This window comes from Psychrobacillus sp. NPDC096623 (assembly GCF_044762655.1).
GTDB lineage: Bacteria > Bacillota > Bacilli > Bacillales_A > Planococcaceae > Psychrobacillus.
Genome location: NZ_JBIWER010000001.1, coordinates 386,654 through 409,067 on the forward strand (window position 1 = coordinate 386,654; position 22,414 = coordinate 409,067).

The window sequence follows — 22,414 nt, forward strand, 5'->3', positions numbered from 1 at the left end:
GCTTTCCTCCTTTAGTCTTTCATCTTCGGATCAAGTGCGTCACGTAATCCATCACCTAATAAGTTGAATGAAATCATAAGTAAACTAATAATAATTGATGGGAACAACAGAATATGTGGTTGGAATTTAATCAGTTTATACCCATCGTTTATCAATGTTCCAAGTGATGCCTCTGGAGGCTGTAAACCTAACCCAATGAAGCTTAAAAATGCTTCGAAGAATATAGCACTTGGAATAGTGAACATCGTGTTAATAATAATAATACCTAAAATATTAGGTAAAATATGCTTTGAAATAATTCGACCATTTGTTGCACCTAATGTACGGGATGCTAATACAAACTCTTGGTTTTTGAATTTTAATACTTGCCCACGTACTATACGAGACATACCGATCCACCCCGTAATGGTAATGGCGATAATTATCGCGGTAATACCCGGTTCCATAAAGGTAAGCATTAGAATAACAATAACAAGTGTTGGAATTCCGTATAATATTTCAACAATACGCTGAAGAACGTCATCTACACGTCCACCATAATAACCAGATACTCCCCCATAAGCAACCCCAATAACCATATCGATTAAAGCCGCTACAAAAGCGATAAATAAGGAGATTTGTGTACCTTCCCAAACACGAGAGAACATATCACGGCCAAGACCGTCTGTACCAAACCAGTAATACGTATCAACCTTTTTCATCTCATATAGGTCTACTTCTTTACCTGCTAGTACACCAACACCATCCATTATTCCGAGTTTTTCAATTCCGGGAACCTTTGGTGGTAAATTAGCATGGGTGATTGTTTGTGTTTTCGCATCATGTGGACTTATCATTGGTCCAACAAATGCCATAATTATTATAAATAGTAATAGGAACATACTAACGATCGCAGCTTTGTTTTTGCGAATTCGAAGCCAAGCATCTTGCCAGAAGCTCAAACTCGGTTTTGTAATACGTTCCGCATGACTAGCATCAATTTCAATTCTTTCAAAAGAATCGGCAGGTGGTTTTTGTAAGTCGTGTTTCATTAATCTTTACCTCCTGACAAACGAATACGTGGATCGATGATACCATAAAGTACATCTACCAAGAATATTACGACAATTAAGAACGCAGAGAAGAACAAAGTAGTTCCCATAATAATAGAGAAGTCATTTGACATAATGGATTTAACAAATTGCTCTCCGATACCAGGTATTGCGAAGATTTGTTCAATAACAAGAGATCCTGTTAATAATCCGGCTGCTAGTGGTCCTAAAACTGTCACTAGCGGGATCAATGCATTTCGGAACGCATGCTTAAATGCGATTTCGAAACCAGTTGCCCCTTTAGATTTTGCTAAAGTAATATAATCTGAACTTAAAACCTCAATCATTTCCGTACGTATAAATCGAGAAGCTGTCGCAAGTGGACCCATTGCTAATGCAATAGAAGGGAGTACGCTGGACATCCAGCCATCCTTCCACAACGCTACTGGGAATAGCTCCCATTTAACTGCTAACCAATATTGAAGGAAAGTTGCAAAAACGAAAGATGGAATAGATATACCGATAATAGCCACAAAAGTACTACCGTAATCCCAAACTGTATTTTGTCTTAATGCTGCGATCATACCTAATAGTATACCAAGTGCCACACCCAGTACTAATCCTTGAGTTCCAAGTAACAGAGATGGTCCTAATCGATCTATGATTAAGTCTGTTACACTAGCATTCTTAAATTGAAATGAGTTACCAAGATCTCCTTGGGCTAAATTCAACATATACTTTGCGTACTGAACTGGAACCGGTTGATCTAATCCATATTTCGCTTCAACTACCGCAAGCTGTGAAGGGGATAGTTTTGAAGCAGAGCTAATCGGGGTTCCTGGAAGCGCCTTCATTAAGAAGAATGTTGCCGTCGCAATCAGGAAAAACGTAATAAACATATAAATAACACGACGAGTAATGTATTTTGCCATCTTTGCACCTCCTACAAAAAATATTTATTAAGATTAATATACTCTAATATATATAAACAGATAACCATGGTAGTTGTCAAAATCAAATTATTAATATTAAATATTTAGTGAATTCTGATTCATTTAAAAAGAGAGTACATGATCCATTCGGAACCATATACTCTCTAACTATGAGATTAAGAACTTGTTAGTTTGCTTCTTTACCTTCAATGTATGCCCACTTGTAGCTATAATCTCCACCAAATGGGTGAGCAACTATACCTTTAACGTAAGGCTTTTGAAGGAACATTAAACCGCGTTGGTAAATTGGTCCAACTGCAAAGTCTTGGTCAACGATGATTTTTTCAGCTTTCGCCATTGCTTCCCAACGAGCTGGGATATCTTGAGCTAAAGAACCATTAATATCTTGTAATAATTGATCGTACTCAGGATTTGAGTATGACATTTGGTTATTACCGCCATCAGTTTCCCATAGGCTTAAGAATGTGAATGGATCTTGATAATCTGGTCCCCATCCTGCAACTTGAATGTCATAGTCTTGGTTTGTATCAAGATCTAAACGAACATTGAATGGTACTTCTTTAAGAGAAATAGTTAATCCTGGTAAGTTAGTTTCTAATTGAGATTTTAAGTATTCGTCCATTTTTTTAGAAAGTTCAGTGTCTCCACCAAGAATCTCTAATTTAAGTTCAGTAACACCTAAATCTGCTAAACCTTTTTCCCATGCAGTTTTCGCTTCATCTGCATTAAATACAGCCATGTCTCCGTTAACATCACGGAAGTCGTTTCCATCTTCATCAAAAACGAAATCTTTTGGAATGAATGAATATGCTGCTACAGAACCATTTGCTAATACTACAGAAGCTAAATCTTCTTTGTTGAACGCTTTAGTAATTGCTTCACGAATATTTACGTTAGCAAGTGGAGTTTTTTCTCCACCACGTTCTTGATTGTATTTAAAGTAGAATACTGATGTTTCTGATTCTTTCGCTAACTCTGGATCTGCAGCGTATTGCATTGCATACTCACCAGAAAGTCCAGCGCGGTCTTTTTCACCGTTAGTATATAAGTTAACTGCTGTTGCAGTTTCTTTTACTACATCATAGTTAATTTCAGTAAGTTTTACAGTTTCTTTATCCCAGTACTGTTCATTTTTAAGTAGTTGCCAAGATAAACCTGTTCCGTCCCAGTTAGCTAAAGTAAATGGTCCGTTGTATAAAAGTGCTTCAGAATTTTTCGCGTAGTTTTCACCTTGCGCTGTAACGAATTCTTCTTTTTGTGGTAAGAATGTTCCAAATGACATAAGTGATAAGAAGTAAGGAATAGGTTTTTCAAGCGTAACTTCTAAAGTTTTTTCGTCAACTGCTTTAACACCTAATTCAGTGTATTCCATTTCACCTTCAGAAATCGCTGTTGCGTTTTTGATAACGCCAGACATCATGTATGGACCGTATTCAGATGCAGTATCTGGGTTCATAGCACGTTTCCATGCATACTCAAAGTCATTTGCAGTTACTGGAGTACCGTCAGACCAGTTAGAGTCACGTAATGTGAATGTATAAACTAATCCATCTTCAGAAACTGTTGGTTCACCGTCAGAAAGTGCTGGAACAGCAATATTTTCTTGACTCAAACGATATAAACCTTCGTTTACGTTGTTAAGTAGATCAAAACCAACTGCATCAGTTACAAGAGCTGAGTCCATTGTTGGAATTTCTGCTGTCATGATCAAGTTAAGAACTTGTTCTTCGTCTACAGCTACTTCTTCTTCTTCTGTTGTTGTACCTTCTTTTTCGTCTGTGTCTGTAGTTGTTTTTTCCCCTTTATCGTCGCCACCACAAGCAGCAAGGAATAAAGCAACAACTAACAAAAGGCTTAAAAGCCATACAAGCTTGCTATTCTTCAAAAAAATAACCTCCTTAAATATTCAGAAAAATTCATTACAATATTTATTATACATTTTCTTTTGGAGTTGTACAGGCTTTTTTCAAATATTTTTACAATAGTGTAACAAAATCATTACATTGTCCTAACAATTGTGAATCTTTGGAAAGATAATTACTTATTTTTGTAAATGGAGTTAATTATTTTTTTGCATATTTTAAGATACTATTTTATAATTTACATTTGATAGAGGTGAAATATGAAAAAAAAATTGATGTACTTTTTCGGTTCCCAAGTAATCACTTTTGTTTTAATGCTAATAGTTTATAGAAATTTCCAGCTCGTTTCGTATATAAATATGTCTTTTTTTGTCGGTGGAACAACCACCTTCGTCGGTTTAATGACATACGTTGTATCAGGAGGATTTTTTGACTTTTTCACGGAGAGCACACGCAAGGTGTTCACTCCAAGGCATATGAAAAAAGAGGCACAAGCAATGCGATTACCATCTGAAGTTTTTTCCTTTCCCTACAAACCGATCATCGCTTTAGGGCTTTCCGGTTTGTTTTGTATGTGTATCGCATTGTTCTTCTATTATAGTTTCTAGGATTGCTTGATTTTTGGGTTCCTTCTATATATAATAGTCAAAACTAAATAATTGAGCTTTGAGGAAGAAAAGTACATTTACTGTTGTATGTATAGAGAGTCTGTGGTCGCTGTAAACAGATCATACTGTAAATGGAATGGGCTTCTGAGCAGTGTTTGTGAAAATTCAATAGCATACACCGTCCCCTTCACGTTAAGAAGTAGAGTGGCTAATTATTTTAGCAAGCTGGGTGGTACCACGGATTTAACATCATTCGTCCCTTTTATAGGGATGTATGATGTTTTTTATTTTCTAAAAAAAAGAAAAGGGGTTTAGAAAGATGAAAAAAATTTTTTCAGGCGTACAACCAACAGGGATTATCACCCTTGGAAATTACATCGGTGCCTTCAGACAATTCACTGCATTACAAAATGATTTTGACTGTGTATTTTGTATTGTAGACCAACATGCCATTACAGTCGCACAGAATCCGAAAGAATTAAGCGAGCATATTCGTTCCTTAGCAGCTTTATATATAGCTGTTGGCATTGATCCAAAAAAATCCACATTATTTATACAGTCCGAAGTTCCAGCCCATGCTCAAGCTGGTTGGATTATGCAATGTATCTCTTATATCGGTGAGTTAGAAAGAATGACTCAATTCAAAGATAAGTCTGCTGGCAAAGACGCTGTTTCTGCTGCATTGTTAACATATCCTCCATTAATGGCTGCGGATATACTTTTATATCAATCAGATATCGTACCAGTTGGTGATGATCAAACCCAGCATGTAGAATTGACACGAGACTTAGCTGAGCGATTCAACAAACGCTACGGTGAAGTATTAACAATCCCTGAAATCCAATTACCTAAAAATGGGGCTCGTATTAAATCGTTACAAGACCCACTGAAGAAAATGAGTAAGTCAGATCCGAACCAAAAGGCTACTATTCGTCTGTTGGATAGCCCAAAAGAAATTGAAAAGAAAATTAAAAGCTCTGTGACAGATTCAGAAGGTATAGTCGCTTTCGATCCTGAAAATAAACCCGGAGTTTCCAATCTATTAACGATTGAATCTGCGTTAACCGACGTTTTAATCCCTACACTTGTACAAAAATATGAAGGAAAAGGATATGGAGACTTCAAAGCTTCTGTTGCAGGAGTTATTATCGATCATCTTACACCTATTCAACAAAGATATGAACAACTGCTAAATTCTTCTGAATTGGATGATATTCTAGATCTAGGAGCTGTGAAGGCACAGGCTCTTGCCAACGATACATTGGCTAAGATGGAAGCCGCAATGGGCCTCGGGAGAAGACGACCACGGTAATGGACAATATGGATACACATAAAAGTACAAACTCAGGTGACTCAAACATATACATGAGTACCGATCTAAACGAGTATCCTAGCGATAAAAAATTCAGATAAAGTACTAAGTGGGAGCAGCTAATTACTGCAATTCCATAGCTTATCAAAAATAGTAATAATCTTATTTGTATCACATCCTTATAAGACCATATGAAAAACCGCCCCTAAACTTTCGTTTAAGAGCGGTTTTTTTAAAATATTATTTAACTGGAGTATCTGCTACTAACTCGATATCGATATAATCGAAATCAGTATCATAACCAAAGTCATAGTTTTTCACGCGGTCATTAACCGGGAATAACTCATAACGGAATTGTAATGGAATTACAGCAGAAACGTCTTGCATATATTCTTGCCATTCACGGAACTTTTTAGCACGGAACTCTCCATCAATTGCTTCTGGAGAATCGATCGCAGTTAATAATCCTTCTAGCTCTTCAGAAGTGTAACGGCTGAAGTTATAAACTGCTGTCTTAGAGTATAGTCCAGCTGGAGATGGGTTTGTACCTGTTCCCCATGCACCCATAAATACATCGATTTCTGGATCATCCGCTTGAACTTTATCGTAGAATGTGTTGAATTCGATTAGACGACCTGTAGCTAATTGTACATCTAAGCCAACTTCAGTCCAGTTTTGTAGGTAGTAAGAAATTACTTGTTCTTGTGTTTCATCACCAGCCATAGCAGCTAGGCTAATTGTAAGTTTTTCTCCGTTTGGATCTTCGCGTAGACCATCGCCATCCGTATCTTTATATCCAGCTTCGTCTAACAATTGCTCAGCTTTCTCTGGATCATAATTATATCCTTCAATTGAAGAATCATGGAATGATTTAAATACTGGTGGAATTAGAGAATTAGCACGCTCACGTAAATCGAAGTAGTATACTTCATTTACTTGCTCAACGTCTAAAGCATAGCCCATTGCTTGTCGTAATACTTTGTCACCCATTTTTGCTTCTTCTTCATTTGTAATTGTAAGACTTGCATCATAGTCATATTTACCAAGTTTGAATCCTACATAAGAGTAGTACAATTCTTGACGACCTAGAAGCGTAATATTTTCAAGATCTTTTACGTTTTCATATGCGCTCGTTGGGAAAGATAGCGCCATATCGTACTCCCCTGTTTCTAAAGCTTTAGCAGCTGAAGCACTTGGTACAGTTTTAATAATTACGCCATCAAGTTTTGATTGACCTTTCCAGTAGTTCTCGTTACGTACAAACGATACAGACTCACCTGGAACGATTTTGTCGAATTTGAATGCTCCTAGAGTAACTGGGTTTTTACGTACTGCATCATTTTCAAGTAGCTCAGCAACAGGAATATCTTTTACGATATGACTTGGCTCAGCGTAGAACCAAAGCCCATCTCCTCCTGAATAGATAGCTGGTGAAACTTTGTTGAATGAAATCTCTAAAGTAGTTTCATCCACTTTTTTAAGTCCTGAAATTGTATCAGCTTTTCCATCATGATATTCTACAGCACCAACGATATTTTGGAAGTCAGAATCATAACGTACTCCAGCATAGTCCGGGTGTCCGATAATTAGGTAAGGTTGGATTAAATCCTCAATTTTAAGAGGCTCTCCATCTGACCATTTAACTCCCTCTTGAATCTTAATAGTTGCTTTGTTATTAGCCTCATCAACTGTTAAATTTGCGATACCACCATCAGTAATTAAGAAATCTCCATCAGTTTTAAAAAGTACATTACTTGCAAATGCCATTATTTCTGAATCATAAGCATCTTCATATAGTGTGTAAGAGAAAATACCTTGGAATGGAGAGTCGTTTACTAATGCTACTTGTAAAGTTCCACCGTCAATAGCGTCTCCTTCATTGTCAAGTACTACAGGAAATAACTCTTCTGAAGCTGTTTCATCTGTTTCTTCCTCAGTACCCTCTTCTGCGTCTTTATCTCCTGAACCATCTTCTTCTGTCTTGTCTGTCTCATCAGCAGGTTTTGCCGGTTCATCATCTGAATTACATGCTGCAAGAACTAGCATAAGTGTAAACAGCAAAGCCAATAAAGCTAAAAGCTTCTTATTCATTCTTTTTTCCTCCCTTTTATATCTTTTTTTATATATCAAACGCTCTTGCGTCTAATAACAGTTTTTACCCAAGTCGTTGACGTGCATCAGCAGATCGTCGAATGGCCTGACCAACATAATTGATCCCTAGCATAAGTAATAAGATTAGTATTGCTGCAGGTAACCAGTTCCACCATGCATGTTCCATAATGAATGGATCGGTTGCATAGCTTACAAGAGTTCCTAAACTTGGTGTAGAAGGCGGTAAACCAAAACCTAAAAATGATAGTCCAGTTTCTAGTCCAACATTTCCTGCAAAGTTTAGGGTCATATCTACGATTAGTATAGAACTTAAATTTGGCATCATTTCTTTAAAAATAATCACGATATTCCTGGTCCCTAATGTTTTCGAAGCGCTAATGTAATCACGTCTGCTTTCGGAAAGCGCCTTACTTCGAATAACCCTAGCTGTACCAACCCATAAGAACAAACTCATAATAAGTATGAATTCCACAATGGAGTACTTTGGAATAATAGTTACAAAAACAATAATAATCATCAATGACGGAATAGTAATGAAGAAATCTATAATACGCATAAAGATATTATCAATCAATCCACCAAAATAGCCTGTTATTAAACCAATTACAACACCTACAAAACCAGTTATAAGTGTAACTGCAATTGCAATTGTCAAAGAGTTTCGTGCACCTACAACTAATTGTCCAAGGATGTCACGTCCACCTTTGTCCGCTCCTAACCAGAATTTATCTCCTGGTTCTGCAAGCTTGTCACGCAGACTTATTCGCATCAATTGTGTTTGGTCAATCTGCCATGCCCAAATATATATGCCTCCAATAACGATTATTAACGATATTAGCGAGAACATGGCTAATTTATCTTTCATAAACTCCCGCGCAATTACTTGAAAACCTGTCGGGGGAGAGCTTGCTTTTATCTCTTTTGATGGTTCAATAACTTCAGTATTTTTCATTATCTGGACTCTCCTTATCCATTATTTTGTTAGTCAATCCTAATTCGAGGGTCAACAATGCTCATGATGATATCGGATAATAGACTTCCTAATAATGTTAAGAATCCAAAAAGCATAACAAGTGCTGTAATTACACTATAATCACGCCCATTTATAGCCTGAATGAACAATTGTCCCATACCATGATAACCAAAAATGGTCTCAATAAAGATAGATCCAGTTAAAAGTCCTGTAATGGTAAAACCTAAGAATGCCGCAATCGGTAACAATGAGTTACGTAATATATGACGAGAGTATACTTTATTGATTGGAATACCCTTACTTTTCGCAGTCCGCACATAATCCATCGACTTCGAATCGATAATTTCGGACCGTAAATACTGAATAATTCCAGTAGTCGCAAGTACAGCATAAGTAATAGCTGGTAATAAAATATGATAAAACTTACTCCAAAGGAAGCCAGCTGTTCCAGACTCGTATTTTATATCCACCGTCCCGCTTGTCGGGAACCAACCTAGTTCATATCCGAAGAAGAACAGATTGATTAATCCTAATACAAATGTAGGAATCGCATAAACAATGAAGCTATAGAATATGATAGATTTGTCTAGAAATGAATCTTGGAATCTACCAGATATTACCCCTAATGGAATTGCGATTATATATAGTAAAAAGACGCTTAGTAAAGATAACCATAGTGTATTGAGTGCACGGTCCCCAATTAAATTCGCTACAGGTACGTTAAACGTGTAACTACGTCCAAAATCTCCTTGGAAGGCATTTCCAATCCAATTCACATATTGCACATACCAAGGATCATAGAAACCAGCCTTTATACGCAGTTCTTCTACGCGAGCAGGATCCGTTTCTGGAGTAATTAGTCCTGTGAAAGGGTCACCAGGCATGAATTTCGCCATAATGAATATTAAAAGACTAAGTACAAATAATTGTGGAATCATTACGAGAATACGTCTTACAATCGTTTTCCACATATTACATGCCCCCTTTGTTCTGAGCATTCTTTGCTACTTTGTGTGTATCGGAAATTGGTTGTAAATCATATACTCTACCATTTTCATCATAATAATTATGGTGATTTGTTAAATAATCCACTTCTACTGCTCTTCTGACTTTCTTACGTTCTTCACGATCTGTTGGATTTACTTCCGGAATTGCCGAAAGCAATCTTTTTGTATATATATGTTGGGGATTGGTATAAATGTCTTTCCTATTTCCAGACTCAACAAAGCGCCCTTTGTACATTATGGAGATATTATCACACATATGTTTTACCACTCCAAGATCATGGGAAATAAATAAATAACTTAACCCAAACTCGTCCTGGATATCTTTTAAGAAATTTAAGACCTGTGCTTGAACCGATAAATCGAGAGCCGATACTGGTTCATCCGCAATAATTAGTTTTGGATTACTAGCAATCGCTCGAGCAATTCCGATACGCTGCTTTTGACCCCCTGAAAATTCATGCGGATATTTTAATCTTGCTTCCTCGCTCATACCCACAATAGCAAGCAATTCATTGATTCTTTTTCTTTCTTCTCCAGGAGAAAGCTTTAAGAAGTTTCGAATAGGTTCAGCGATAATATCTTGTACTCTTTTACGAGGGTTTAGACTCGAATGAGCATCTTGGAAAATCATCTGAATGTCTCGGTTATAGGCTGAGTTTCTACCTCTAACTTTGTTCGTAACATTCTCTCCTTCATAAATAATACTTCCAGCTGTAATTTTTTCTAATCCTATAATAGATTTTCCTGTTGTTGATTTCCCGCAACCTGATTCACCTACTAATCCGTAGGCTTTCCCTTTTTCAAATTCTAGGTTTATACCATCTACAGCGTGTACATTGTCAACAACTGTATTAAAAAAACCTCCACGAATTGGGTAATGCACTTTTAAGTCATTAATTTGCATAAAACTCATACTGAATTACCTCCTTTTTCACTTTCGAAGTGAAAATGTTGCCAGCATGTACATCTAACTAGATGCCCCGGAGATACTTCATGCAACGTCGGATTTTCCTCATGTACTCCTACTGGTATCCACGGAATACGATCTGCAAATCTACACCCTACTCTAGGTAATTTTACTAACGATGGGACCATCCCTTGTATTACTTGGAGCTTTTCATTTTCACTATTCATTTGAGGAATAGAATTTAATAGAGAACGAGTGTATGGATGTCTAGGGTTTGCAAATAACTCTTCCACAGGAGCCTCTTCAATAATTTGACCAGCATACATAACTGCAACACGATCTGCAGTTTCTGCTACTACACCTAAATCATGTGTGATTAATATGATTCCTGCTCCGGTTTCATTTTGAAGCTCTTTTAGCAGATCCAAAATCTGTGCTTGAATTGTTACATCTAGTGCAGTTGTTGGTTCATCTGCAATAATAATATTTGGTTTACAAGAAATAGCAATCGCTATAATAACACGCTGTCTCATACCACCTGAAAGCTGGTGTGGGAACTGTCTAGAAATTCGTTCAGGATTCGGTATTCCAACTTGTTTTAACAGTTCTAAAACTCGAATACTTCTCTCCTGTTTGGACATTTTAGTATGATACACAAGTCCTTCTTCAATCTGCTCCCCAATTCTCATTAATGGATTTAAAGCAGATAAAGGATCTTGGAAGATCATTCCTATTTCTTCTCCTCGAACATCATTTAATTTTTCCTCTTCCAGTAGTGCGAGGTTTTTCCCCTTGTAGAGAATTTCTCCTTGTACTCTTGTTTTATTATGATCGTATAATCCAATAATAGAAGTTGCCAAGGTCGATTTCCCACAGCCAGACTCACCAACTACTGCAAGTATTTCATTTCTTTTTAAAGTTACGGATACACCATCTACTGCATCGTAATATGTATCTTTTATGCGAAAACCAGTATGTAAGTCGTTTATAGTTAAAAGCTGATCTAAGTTGTTCAACATATTGCTCCTTTCAGTCATCGCTACTAAACTATTAATTTGGAAGATTACTATCTCATTAAATATTACAATTTTCTGTTTTTTTGTTGCTTATTGTTAAATTCTATTACAGTTTGATTACAATCGCAATAATATTTTTTAACTATTTGATTAATTTACTCTTTTTAGAAAAATTCACCCTAAAACAAATCTAGTAATAACAAGGTTTTTTGGTATTTTTTATTAAATAAAAAAATTTTTTTAGGATACTAATTATTCATTACTTTCAATAAATTTTATCAATAAAATATCATTCATTCTTCTGAATCACTAGCGCTTCAACGCTTTAAAGCATTGGGCAAGTAAATAAAAAAGAGAAGGACACAAAAATTCCGACAAAAATAAGAAGCCTTGAAAATTTTGCAAACTGTAAAATTTTCAAGGCTTTCTATTAGGTTTCGGCTACAATTGTTTTTCGTTACATTGGACGCTTTCCGGACGTCCGGCTCGTGCCTATAGTCTCTCTCAGGAGTCGCCGCCGCAAAGGAAAACAACCAGAATATAAAAGTTCTATAAATAATCTTTTGGCTATATATTCCCCAAAATAAAGAAAAAAACGTGAAATCAAATAATCGATTTCACGTTTTTAAAAATAAATTTAAGCTTTTTTAAATAATATACTTGCATTATGTCCGCCGAAACCTAATGAATTACTCATAGCAAATTCGATATCCGCTTTTCTTGCAGCATTCGGAACATAATCCAAATCACATTGTGGATCTGGTGTTTCCAAATTCATTGTTGGGGGTAAGATTCCTTCTTTTAAGGCTAATACAGTGAAGATTGCTTCCACTCCACCAGCAGCTCCTAGAAGGTGGCCAGTCATGGACTTTGTTGAGCTCATCGCTAATTTATAAGCATGTTCACCAAAAACAGTTTTCACTGCCATTGTTTCAAAATGATCATTATATGGCGTACTCGTTCCATGCGCATTAATATAATCGACTTGGTCTGGTGTAATTGATGCATCTTCAATTGCTTGTTTCATCGCACGAGCAGCACCTTCTCCTCCTGGAGCTGGAGCAGTGATATGATGGGCATCACCAGTAGAACCATAGCCAATAATTTCTGCATAAATTTTTGCACCACGAGCTACCGCATGTTCATATTCCTCTAAAATAATTATACCTGCACCTTCACCTATTACGAATCCATCACGATTCGCATCAAATGGACGTGATGCTTTTTCAGGCTCCGTATTTAGCGTAAGTGCAGTATTCGATACAAACCCTGCTACGGACATATTAGTAATTGGAGATTCTGCTCCACCTGTTATCATAACGTCAGCATCTCCACGTTCAATCACCTTAAACGCATCTCCAATAGAGTTAGTACCAGAAGCACAAGCTGTTACCGAGCAGGAATTAATAGCCTTGGCTCCAAAATGAATGGAGACTTGACCTGCTGCCATATCGGGAATCATCATTGGAACAAAAAATGGACTTACTCGGCGTGCCCCTTTTTCTAAAAAGGTACGGAATTGAGCCTCATAGGTTTCCATTCCACCTATACCAGAACCAATCCATACTCCTGTACGAAGGCCCACTTCTTCTGTAATTGTAAGATTTGCATCCTCTACAGCCATAATTGAAGCAGCTAATGCATAATGGGTGAAACGATCCATTTTACGTGCTTCTTTTCTTTCAATGTACTTCTCAATATCAAAATCCTTTACTTCCGCTGCAACTTTAGCTGCAAACTGGGAAGCATCTAGTCTTGTTAGCATACCCACACCAGATTTACCTTCTTTAATACCTGACCAAGTTGTTTCTATATCATTACCTAGTGGTGTAACAGCGCCTATACCCGTTACTACTACCCTACGTTTTGTCATGAATTATTCACCCTTCCAAATTGTACGTTTATTTTCCCCATTTTAAAGTAATTGCTCCCCAAGTCAAACCTCCACCAAAACCTACCATAACAATTGTGTCATCATCTTTTACTTTACCATTTTTAACTTCTTCTTTTAAAGATAATGGAATGGAAGCTGAAGATGTATTACCGTACTTATGAATTGTTTTAGACATCTTCTCAAGCGGTAACCCTAGTCTTTCTCTTGCGGATTCCATTATACGAATATTCGCTTGGTGTGGAATTAGCATGTCAATTTCTTCTTTGTTTAATCCAGCTTTTTCTATTACATTAACGGCAGATTCACCCATTTGTCTTACAGCAAATTTGAATACCTCTCGTCCGTTCATTTGAAGATGTGGACCTTCTTGTGATAAATGCTTACCACCACTACCGTCAGCACCAAGTTCGAAAGATAAAATTCCTCGTCCTTCAGAAACTTTGCTTAATACCGCAGCACCAGCACCATCACCAAATAATACGGCAGTGTTTCTATCATTCCAATCCGTAATTTTGGACAATTTCTCTACTCCCACGACAAGTACATGAGAATACGTATCAGACTCAACAAATTGCTTTGCTGTTACTAATCCATATATAAATCCTGCACATGCAGCAGATAAATCCATTGCAGCAGCATTCGTTGCACCCAGTTGTTCCTGTAGCATAGTTGAAACACTTGGAAACGGGCGGTCTGGAGTTACAGTAGCCACAATTATTAAACCAATTTGATCGGCGTTAATACCTGCATCTTTAATTGCTTCTTTTGCAGCTTTCACAGCCATATGAGATGTATTCTCTTCTGCTCCAGCAATTCGACGTTCTTCTATACCAGTCATCGTTCTAATCCATTCGTCAGATGTATCCATTCGTTTTTCAAGGTCTTCATTTGTCAAAATATGTTCAGGTGCATATGTCCCTAAACCAATTATTCCTGCATTCATGAATGTTCCTCTTTTCTTGTAATCTATTATTAGTACCTGGTGTTAATAATAACGAATATATGTACATTTTTCAACAAGAGAGTTTGTTTTCCCAAATATTCTTTTGTTAAATGGTATGCTATGGTATGATACATATAGTAAAATTAGTGTTGAGGTGAATATAGTGCAATATATTATGACGTTTTTCTGGTCAGTACTTTTAGTTTCTATGTTAAATTATGTTGTAAGCTCCGTTCAAAACGTTGAGTTTGTATTTATGAATGGTATTATCATGTCCATTCCTGTTGCCATTTTGGTTTTAGTAATCGCAGCAATCATTCCTGACGAACCAGTAGCTAAAACACATCACTAAAAAAAGCCTTCCATTGGGAGGCTTTTTTTGTTCAAATATAAGAAATTATATATAACACCACAGCGAACGAAAATGTTTTTTATTGTATGTCTAGCTTTGCACAGGGGCACCACGATCGCGTATATAGACTGTCATCCACTTTAGCAATAGGAAAGTAAATTTTTCTAATTATCCAAAAGTGCCCTTACCTGTTTCTAAAAAGTATAGGAGGGCGACTAAAAGACAGATGCGACAGGAGTACCGAAAAAAAGGGATGCTGGTTGGTTGCGACGGACGTCACAACCAGTCAGCATCCTAAAAATTCACTCGGTAATCATAACAGAAAACGTCTGTCCAAGCCCTTCGAAAACGGTAGAAACAGGTTTTGACATTAAAGGGACGGGCATTTTTGTCCGGGTTTTTGTTCAGAACAATTTTTCGAGAGGGTATTAAACCAACTTATTCTGTCGAGATCTTTAGTTCATTTTCCTCCATTTTAGCAACTACCTTGCTGCCCGGTAAAACAGTGCCACCGATTAAAAGCTTGGCAACTGCTGTTTCTAAATAACGTTGGATGTATCTTTTTAATGGTCTTGCACCAAATGCAGCGTCTGTACCTTCCTCCACGATCCAATGTAGCACTGCATCATCCACTTGCAACTCAATTTCTTGTTCACGTAAACGTTTTTGCAGTTGTTTTACATATTTTTCTGTAATTTTGACAAAATGATGCGTTGTCAATGAGTGGAACATAATGATGTCATCTAAACGATTCAATAATTCTGGTTTGAAATGCTCACGTAAAGCACTCATGACTAGTGTTTCTTCCTGATCCGAAACCTCTCCAGTCGTATTGGCTAAATACTGCGATCCTATATTAGAAGTAAGGATAACAATCGTATTTGTAAAGTTTACGATTCTCCCTTGGCTATCTGTAATTCTACCATCATCCATCAATTGCAATAATATATTGGCAACATCCGGATGTGCTTTTTCTATTTCATCCAGCAGTACAACTGAATATGGATTTCTACGAACAGCTTCCGTTAATTGACCACCTTCCTCATAACCGATATATCCTGGAGGAGCACCGACTAAACGAGAAACACTATGCTTTTCCATATACTCAGACATATCAATTCGAATGAAATGCTCCTCCGAATCAAATAAATTTGCGGCCAATGATTTAGCTAGCTCCGTTTTACCTACGCCGGTAGGTCCTAAAAATAAGAAAGAGCCAATTGGTTTATTTGGATCCTTAATCCCTGCTCTCGCACGCCAAACAGCTTCTGTAACTAATTGGACGGCTTGATCTTGTCCGACTACACGCTCTCCTAAAGTTTCTTTTAAGCGTAAAAGCTTTTCTCTCTCTCCTTCAACGAGTTTCGTAACAGGAATCCCTGTCCATCTGGATACGATGGACGCAATTTCTTCTGCAGTTACTTCTTCACGTAAAAGTCGAGTTTCTGATTCTTCATTTACTTCGTTTTCATACATTTGAAGCTCTTTTTCCAGTGTAGGAATTTTCCCGTGACGAAGTTCTGCTGCTTTGTTTAGATCGTATTGATTTTCCGCTTCTTCTAACTCTCGGCGATAGCGATCCAATTCTTCCCGCTTCTGTTGAATTACTTGGATGGCTTCCTTCTCTTGCTCCCATTTTGTTCGCATTTCACTTGTAGATGTTTCTAATTCCTTTAAGTCTATTCTTAGCTGCTCTAATCTTTTTTGACTAGCAGCATCTTTTTCTTTCATTAATGCTTGTTCTTCGATTTGAAGCTGCATCATTTTTCTCGTAACTTCATCAAGCTCTTGTGGCATAGAATCAATTTCTGTTCGAATCATCGCACAAGCTTCATCAACTAAATCGATTGCTTTGTCAGGCAAAAATCGTTCTGTAATATATCGATTAGAAAGCTCGGCCGCTGCAACGATTGCTCGGTCATGAATTCGCACACCGTGATGTAACTCAAAGCGTTCCTTTAGCCCACGTAATATAGAAACAGTATCCTCTATAGATGGCTCTCTTACCATCACTTGTTGGAAGCGTCTTTCCAGTGCAGGGTCTTTTTCTATATACATGCGATACTCATCCAGTGTTGTCGCACCAATACAATGCAGTTCACCACGTGCTAGCATTGGTTTTAGCATATTTCCAGCGTCCATTGCACCGTCCGATTTTCCAGCACCAACTATTGTATGAATCTCATCGATGAACAAAATAATTTGACCTTCACTGTCTTTCACTTGTTTTAAAACTGCTTGCAGACGCTCCTCAAATTCTCCGCGATATTTTGCTCCAGCGATTAAGGAACTCATATCTAGCTCAAAAATTTCCTTCTCTTTTAACCCTTCAGGAACGTCCTTGCGTACAATGCGCTGTGCAAGCCCTTCTACAATGGCAGTTTTACCTACACCTGGCTCTCCAATCAGGACAGGATTATTCTTCGTTTTTCTTGATAAAATACGAATAACATCTCTAATTTCCTGATCGCGACCAATAACAGGATCCATTTTCCCTTCCTTAACTGCAGTAACTAGATTTCGACCATACGTTTCTAAAGGACTTTTTTCATCCTGCTGTTTCATTTGCATATACAAACATCTCCTTTTGAAGTAGTTTGACCTTCTTTGACTAATGTAATTATACGACCTAGCTAATCACTTTGTAAAGAAATATGGCTATCTACGTCTAACTAAGAAGTTCGAGTAAATATGCTATTATAGTAGAAAGTGCAAACACGACTTCGAATGTGAATAACGGAAAGGAAGTAATAATCATGACTGAACAAAGTTCCAATTCACAAGGCATACATGCACTGTTTGAACAATTTGGTGCAAACTTAAAACTAGAAAAGGATCGCTCCGTCTTTTTAGAAGGTCAAATTGCGGAAGATGTCTACCTCATCAAAACAGGTACCGTTCGCATAAGCAAGGATACGGAAAGCGGTAAAATATTGACTTTGCGAATTTCAGGAAATAGCACATTTATCGGAGAAGCATCTATATTTTGCGATACTATTTATCATTCAGTTTCTGCTAATACGATAGAGCCGACTGAATTATTAGTGTTGTCACGTGCCACACTTGAAAAATATTTATCGGAGTGTTCTTCTCTCATGATGGAATGGATCCAAATCATGCAAACGCATAATTTAAAAAATGAAACTCGCTTTAGAGATTTGTTGCTGCATGGGAAAAAAGGTGCGTTAATGTCCACATTGATACGACTAACAAATACGTACGGGGTAAAACAAACGGATGGTAGCATTCTCATTAATCATGCTATGACCAATCAGGAGCTGGCTAACTTCTGCGCTACAAGTAGAGAGGTCGTTAACCGAATTTTAAATGATCTAAAGAAAAAAAATGTGCTTTCGTTGGATAAAGGGATGATCACGATTCATGATCTACATTTTTTAAGGACAGAAGTAGAATGTGATAATTGCCCACTGTATATTTGCCGAATTGACTAGGTTGGGTGGATTTTAAGAATACCCGGGCCAAAAAACTCCTATTTTTGAAGTACAAAAACCAGATATGCCGTTGATTGTAGTGTAGATCTTACTCTTTCCATCTTACTCTTTCCGTGGGCACGGCTCGAGCCTGTGGTCTCTCCCTCGTGCTGTCCCACATGGATTATTTACTAAAATTTACCCAATCTCATAAGAAAAAGTCGAATCTTTAATTCCGATTCGACTTTTTTCGTTCATGTATATAGTTTTTATCTTATACCTAAAGCTATTTTAGCGTAACGAGACATATTTTCTTTTGACCACGGTGGATTGAAAACAATATTAACATCTGTCTCTTTTACTTCTGGCAGTTCGCCAAGGGCTGTTTTTACTTGATCGACAATCTGTGGACCCATTGGGCAGCCGATTGATGTTAAAGTCATTGTAACTTTTGCAATATCATCATCTGCTAATTGTACATCATATACTAAACCTAAATTGACAATATCAATACCTAGTTCAGGGTCGATAACGTTCTCAAGAGCGGCCATCATACTATCCTTCATATCTTGTTCTGCATCTTGACTCATATTGAAAACCTCCTCTATTTTATCCCGGTTTAACAGGCTGTAATACCCCTATCTCAACTTTTTAAAGAAAATCAAGAGAAAAGTTAGGGATAAACAGCCTGTAAATCCCCGATTGGTTCAACTAACCATCAGCGGGGAAGAAGTAAATCCTCGCTGATGAAAGTTTCACTTTATATCTCAATCATATCAAACTCATCTGTTTATGCCAAACTGTTTGCTAGCCACTCCATAGAAGCTAACATTCCTTTTCTTGACACAGCGTGCCCTGCCAATTTTTCATTCATCAGTACTATATTTTGTTTATCATATTGTTTTCTGAGAGACGCGATAAATTTGGCAGTTGGTTCATATGGTACAACTGGATCTTTTTCTCCGTGCCAGAAAAACAAAGGTGTTTCGATCAGGTTGTCCGGATGGCTAGAGGCATCAAAATTAGATAATGTGTCCAACATCTTTGTTCGCTCATCTGCACTTAATGGCACCTTGAATCCTTTTTGCTCTACGGATGCAATTTGTGCCTTGGCAAGTTCTACATAACCAGGAGTTCCCATCAAAATGACTGCCGCATCAATCCATGGATAGATCGTTAAACAGCCTAAAGTAGTTATTCCTCCCATTGATGTACCGGCTAAAGCGATTTTTTGTTCTGTTAAATAGTTACGTTTTTCTAATTCCTGTTTAATTGTATTAACTTCTTCAATAGATGTTAATACAATTTCCCAAAAGCGCAAACTTATCTCTACTTCATCTAATTTTTCATCTCGTTGACCATGTAGATGTGCATCAGGTAAAATTACCCGACATCCCTTTTGTACTAGCTGATATGCGTAATGTAGGTTATGCTCTTTTGCACTTTCAAATCCGTGTAAAAAGACGACAATTGGAGCATCCTTCTTTATTTCTTCATTTTGAATATGTAATAACGGAATGCTTCCCCAAATCTCAGTAGTGACTATCATCTATACCCCGCCTTTCTATTATTATTCTACCAAAGTAATTCTGTGAGTACAAAGAGGTTGAGTTTTTTCATTTTGACGTTATTCATTGAAAACGATACACTTTAAAGTAAGATAGAAGGGAGTTTTTTTATGAAACCGCATTTAATCGTGTTAGATTTAGATGGAACTTTATTGACCGATGAAAAAGTAATTTCAACAAAAACTAAAAACATTCTGCAACTGGCAAAAAATGAAGGACATGAAGTGATGATCGCAACTGGAAGACCGTATAGATCCAGCGAAATGTATTATAAAGAGCTTGGTTTAAGCACACCGATTGTTAACTTCAATGGTGCATTTGTTCATCATCCTAGAAGTTCTTCTTGGAAAACTGTACATACACCGATTGATTTAAAAGTTGTGAAAGAAGTAGTGGAGGCTGTAGAAAGCTATTCCATTAAAAACATGCTTGCTGAAGTTCTCGATGATGTATATTTACACTATCATGATGAAAAAATTCTTTCTGCGTTTTCATTAGGAAACCCTCAAGTAACTACTGGTGATTTAAGATCACTTTTAAAAACTGACCCAACAAGTTTACTAATACATGCTGAGGAAGATTCGGTCGATTCGGTTCGTCAGCATTTAAGAGATGTACATGCAGAAGTCATTGATCATCGTCGTTGGGGTGCACCATGGGATGTCATTGAAATTGTACGCCATGGATTAAATAAGGCAGTTGGATTATCGCAAGTATCCAAGTTTTTAAACATTCCAAAGGAACGTATTATTGCATTTGGCGACGAAGATAATGATTTAGAAATGATTGAATATGCGGGTGTCGGCGTAGCAATGGGAAATGCTATAAGCCCACTTCAGAACATTGCCAATGAAGTAACATTAACAAATAACGAAGATGGTATTGCAGAATTCTTAATAGAGAGATTAAACTTAAAGAAATAGTAGAGATACAGGAGGATGGGAAATGAGAATTATCGCTGATAGCGCCACTGATCTACCAAAAGCTTTTTTTGATGACAATAAAGTCCTTTTAGCGCCACTAAGAGTTCATATCGATGAAGATGAATATGAGGACATTATTGGTATTGATTCTTCTGCAGTTTATACAGCAATACGTGAAGGAAAGCAGCCAAAAACCTCACAAGTTTCACCCGAGTTATTTTTACGTTTGTTCGAGGATCTTGCAAAGTCTGGTGAGGAAGGATTATATATTGCCTTTTCATCCGCTCTTTCCGGAACCTATAGTACAGCTATGATGATGCGCGAGCAATTATTAGAAACGTATCCAGATTTAAAGCTAACAATTATTGATTCACAATGTGCATCGCTTGGCTATGGGCTAGTTCTAAAACAAGCAGTTAAATTACGTGATGAAGGAATGGATAACGCTCAATTAATTGAAAAAGTACGTTTTTATGCTGAGCATATGGAGCATTTATTCACAGTTGAAGATTTGGATTATTTAGCACGCGGAGGACGAGTTTCGAAAGCGAGTGCGTTTATAGGTGGGTTATTAAATATTAAACCGCTACTTCACGTAGAAGATGGTAAGCTAGTACCTATCGAGAAAATTCGTGGGCGTAAAAAAGTCTTTAAACGCATGCTTGATCTTATGGAAGAGCGTGGTGAAAATTTTAGTGATCAAGTTATTGCTATCAGCCATAGTGACGATGAAGCAACTGCTTTAGAATTGAAACAAATGATTGAAGACAGGTTCCATCCAAAAAGCATTGAAATCCATCTCATCGGCTCTACTATTGGTGCTCATGTTGGTCCTGGAGCTATAGCATTATTCTTTTTAAATAAATTATCTTAAATTGTAAAAAAAAGATCTATATAATGTAGATCTTTTTTTCATGGCGAATACTTTCCCGTTAGCTCCACATACTACCATTTACATGGAGAAAATCTGTGAAAATAAATGCTAGGAGTGAAATAATGGGTATTTTAAGTGGAAATCCTAAAGATGAGCCGCTACATTATGGTGAAGTGTATGCCATATGGACAAACTTAGCAGTAAATAACGGGCTAATAGCTGCATATCAAACTTTCTATAATCATACAGGAGATGACGATTTAAAATCGTTAATAGAAGAGTGTATCAAGGCTATGGAAGAGGAAAATAAACAAATCGAAAAAATACTCAAAGAAAATGCTGTTGGTTTACCACCAGCTCCACCAGCTCGCCCCGATGCTCGTCTTGAAGATATTCCAGTTGGTGCACGATTTAATGATCCTGAAATTGGCGCTGCCCTAGCAATAGATTCAGCTGCTGGTTTAGTAGCCTGCAGTGAAGTAATGGGACAATGCATCCGAGAAGATATAGCAATGCTTTATGGGCAATTCCATATGACAAAAGCCCAAATTGGAGCTAAAATACTCCGCTTAAACAAAAGCAAAGGCTGGTTAGTACCGCCTCCTCTTCATGCTTTTCCTAGTAAATAGGAGAATTTTCTCGCTCGTG

At 37.2% G+C, this 22,414-nt stretch carries 21 protein-coding genes and 1 other annotated feature; of the genes, 7 read left to right on the top strand and 14 right to left on the bottom strand.

What is annotated here, in order from left to right:
• Positions 1-11: 11 nt before the first annotated feature.
• From opp3C to ACIQX2_RS01945, 3 genes are all read right to left on the bottom strand, one after another.
• On the bottom strand, positions 12-1,031 hold the full coding sequence (opp3C, locus tag ACIQX2_RS01935) for an oligopeptide ABC transporter permease (protein WP_402846392.1): 1,020 nt from the start codon (positions 1,029-1,031) through the stop codon (positions 12-14).
• Positions 1,031-1,963 carry an oligopeptide ABC transporter permease gene (gene opp3b, locus ACIQX2_RS01940; protein ID WP_402846395.1) on the bottom strand — a complete coding sequence of 311 codons (933 nt, stop codon included), beginning with the start codon at positions 1,961-1,963 and terminating at the stop codon, positions 1,031-1,033. Before opp3b ends, opp3C begins: the two co-directional genes overlap by 1 nt.
• A gap of 187 nt (positions 1,964-2,150) precedes the next feature.
• A complete protein-coding gene (locus tag ACIQX2_RS01945) occupies positions 2,151-3,869 on the bottom strand; it encodes a peptide ABC transporter substrate-binding protein (protein WP_402846398.1) in 1,719 nt (572 codons plus the stop codon).
• Between the two features lie 237 nt (positions 3,870-4,106).
• On the opposite strand from ACIQX2_RS01945, the gene ACIQX2_RS01950 reads away from it, so the two are divergent.
• Positions 4,107-4,454, top strand: coding sequence for a DUF3899 domain-containing protein (locus tag ACIQX2_RS01950; RefSeq protein ID WP_402846401.1), 348 nt, complete (start codon positions 4,107-4,109; stop codon positions 4,452-4,454).
• 49 nt (positions 4,455-4,503) lie between these two features.
• Positions 4,504-4,718 (top strand) — a binding site (T-box leader).
• Positions 4,719-4,773: 55 nt separating this feature from the next.
• Positions 4,774-5,766 (top strand): tryptophan--tRNA ligase, encoded by a 993-nt coding sequence (trpS, locus tag ACIQX2_RS01955; RefSeq protein WP_402846404.1) that lies wholly within the window; start codon positions 4,774-4,776, stop codon positions 5,764-5,766.
• On the opposite strand, the gene ACIQX2_RS19350 is transcribed toward trpS, so the two are convergent.
• The 8 genes from ACIQX2_RS19350 to ACIQX2_RS01990 form a co-directional block, all read right to left on the bottom strand.
• Positions 5,720-5,941, bottom strand: coding sequence for a YuzI family membrane protein (locus ACIQX2_RS19350; protein ID WP_483880193.1), 222 nt, complete (start codon positions 5,939-5,941; stop codon positions 5,720-5,722). The two genes, trpS and ACIQX2_RS19350, sit on opposite strands and share 47 nt — an antisense overlap.
• Before the next feature lie 65 nt (positions 5,942-6,006).
• Entirely contained in the window at positions 6,007-7,857 is a 1,851-nt protein-coding gene (locus tag ACIQX2_RS01960; protein WP_402846406.1) for an oligopeptide ABC transporter substrate-binding protein, read from the bottom strand.
• A gap of 64 nt (positions 7,858-7,921) precedes the next feature.
• Positions 7,922-8,830 carry an ABC transporter permease gene (locus tag ACIQX2_RS01965; RefSeq protein WP_402846408.1) on the bottom strand — a complete coding sequence of 303 codons (909 nt, stop codon included), beginning with the start codon at positions 8,828-8,830 and terminating at the stop codon, positions 7,922-7,924.
• 29 nt (positions 8,831-8,859) lie between these two features.
• Positions 8,860-9,822 carry an oligopeptide ABC transporter permease gene (gene opp4B / locus ACIQX2_RS01970; RefSeq protein ID WP_402846411.1) on the bottom strand — a complete coding sequence of 321 codons (963 nt, stop codon included), beginning with the start codon at positions 9,820-9,822 and terminating at the stop codon, positions 8,860-8,862.
• A gap of 1 nt (position 9,823) precedes the next feature.
• Positions 9,824-10,771: an ABC transporter ATP-binding protein gene (locus ACIQX2_RS01975; protein ID WP_402846414.1), complete on the bottom strand. Its 948-nt coding sequence runs from the start codon at positions 10,769-10,771 to the stop codon at positions 9,824-9,826.
• On the bottom strand, positions 10,768-11,781 hold the full coding sequence (locus ACIQX2_RS01980) for an ABC transporter ATP-binding protein (RefSeq protein WP_402846417.1): 1,014 nt from the start codon (positions 11,779-11,781) through the stop codon (positions 10,768-10,770). The genes ACIQX2_RS01975 and ACIQX2_RS01980 overlap by 4 nt, the downstream gene beginning before the upstream one ends.
• A gap of 637 nt (positions 11,782-12,418) precedes the next feature.
• Positions 12,419-13,654 carry a beta-ketoacyl-ACP synthase II gene (gene fabF, locus ACIQX2_RS01985; RefSeq protein WP_402846420.1) on the bottom strand — a complete coding sequence of 412 codons (1,236 nt, stop codon included), beginning with the start codon at positions 13,652-13,654 and terminating at the stop codon, positions 12,419-12,421.
• Between the two features lie 28 nt (positions 13,655-13,682).
• On the bottom strand, positions 13,683-14,618 hold the full coding sequence (locus tag ACIQX2_RS01990; RefSeq protein WP_402846423.1) for a beta-ketoacyl-ACP synthase III: 936 nt from the start codon (positions 14,616-14,618) through the stop codon (positions 13,683-13,685).
• 163 nt (positions 14,619-14,781) lie between these two features.
• On the opposite strand from ACIQX2_RS01990, the gene ACIQX2_RS01995 reads away from it, so the two are divergent.
• Positions 14,782-14,970 (top strand): YjzD family protein, encoded by a 189-nt coding sequence (locus ACIQX2_RS01995; protein ID WP_402846426.1) that lies wholly within the window; start codon positions 14,782-14,784, stop codon positions 14,968-14,970.
• 438 nt (positions 14,971-15,408) lie between these two features.
• Here the strand turns inward: ACIQX2_RS01995 and ACIQX2_RS02000 are convergent, their stop codons facing one another.
• Complete coding sequence (locus ACIQX2_RS02000) at positions 15,409-17,541, bottom strand: ATP-dependent Clp protease ATP-binding subunit (protein WP_402846428.1); 2,133 nt, start codon at positions 17,539-17,541, stop codon at positions 15,409-15,411.
• 185 nt (positions 17,542-17,726) lie between these two features.
• Between ACIQX2_RS02000 and ACIQX2_RS02005 the strand changes: the two genes are divergently transcribed.
• Complete coding sequence (locus ACIQX2_RS02005) at positions 17,727-18,422, top strand: Crp/Fnr family transcriptional regulator (RefSeq protein WP_402846430.1); 696 nt, start codon at positions 17,727-17,729, stop codon at positions 18,420-18,422.
• 248 nt (positions 18,423-18,670) lie between these two features.
• On the opposite strand, the gene ACIQX2_RS02010 is transcribed toward ACIQX2_RS02005, so the two are convergent.
• Together ACIQX2_RS02010 and ACIQX2_RS02015 are read right to left on the bottom strand one after the other, a co-directional pair.
• Complete coding sequence (locus ACIQX2_RS02010; RefSeq protein WP_402846433.1) at positions 18,671-18,991, bottom strand: metal-sulfur cluster assembly factor; 321 nt, start codon at positions 18,989-18,991, stop codon at positions 18,671-18,673.
• A 200-nt stretch (positions 18,992-19,191) separates the two neighbouring features.
• Positions 19,192-19,950, bottom strand: coding sequence for a serine aminopeptidase domain-containing protein (locus tag ACIQX2_RS02015; protein ID WP_402846435.1), 759 nt, complete (start codon positions 19,948-19,950; stop codon positions 19,192-19,194).
• Between the two features lie 129 nt (positions 19,951-20,079).
• Between ACIQX2_RS02015 and ACIQX2_RS02020 the strand changes: the two genes are divergently transcribed.
• From ACIQX2_RS02020 to ACIQX2_RS02030, 3 genes are all read left to right on the top strand, one after another.
• Positions 20,080-20,892 (top strand): Cof-type HAD-IIB family hydrolase, encoded by an 813-nt coding sequence (locus ACIQX2_RS02020; RefSeq protein ID WP_402846438.1) that lies wholly within the window; start codon positions 20,080-20,082, stop codon positions 20,890-20,892.
• Between the two features lie 22 nt (positions 20,893-20,914).
• Positions 20,915-21,766 carry a DegV family protein gene (locus ACIQX2_RS02025; RefSeq protein WP_402846440.1) on the top strand — a complete coding sequence of 284 codons (852 nt, stop codon included), beginning with the start codon at positions 20,915-20,917 and terminating at the stop codon, positions 21,764-21,766.
• 122 nt (positions 21,767-21,888) lie between these two features.
• The gene (locus tag ACIQX2_RS02030; protein WP_402846442.1) at positions 21,889-22,395 is read left to right on the top strand and encodes a DUF3231 family protein; all 507 of its coding nucleotides are present in this window, start codon (positions 21,889-21,891) and stop codon (positions 22,393-22,395) included.
• Positions 22,396-22,414: the final 19 nt, after the last annotated feature.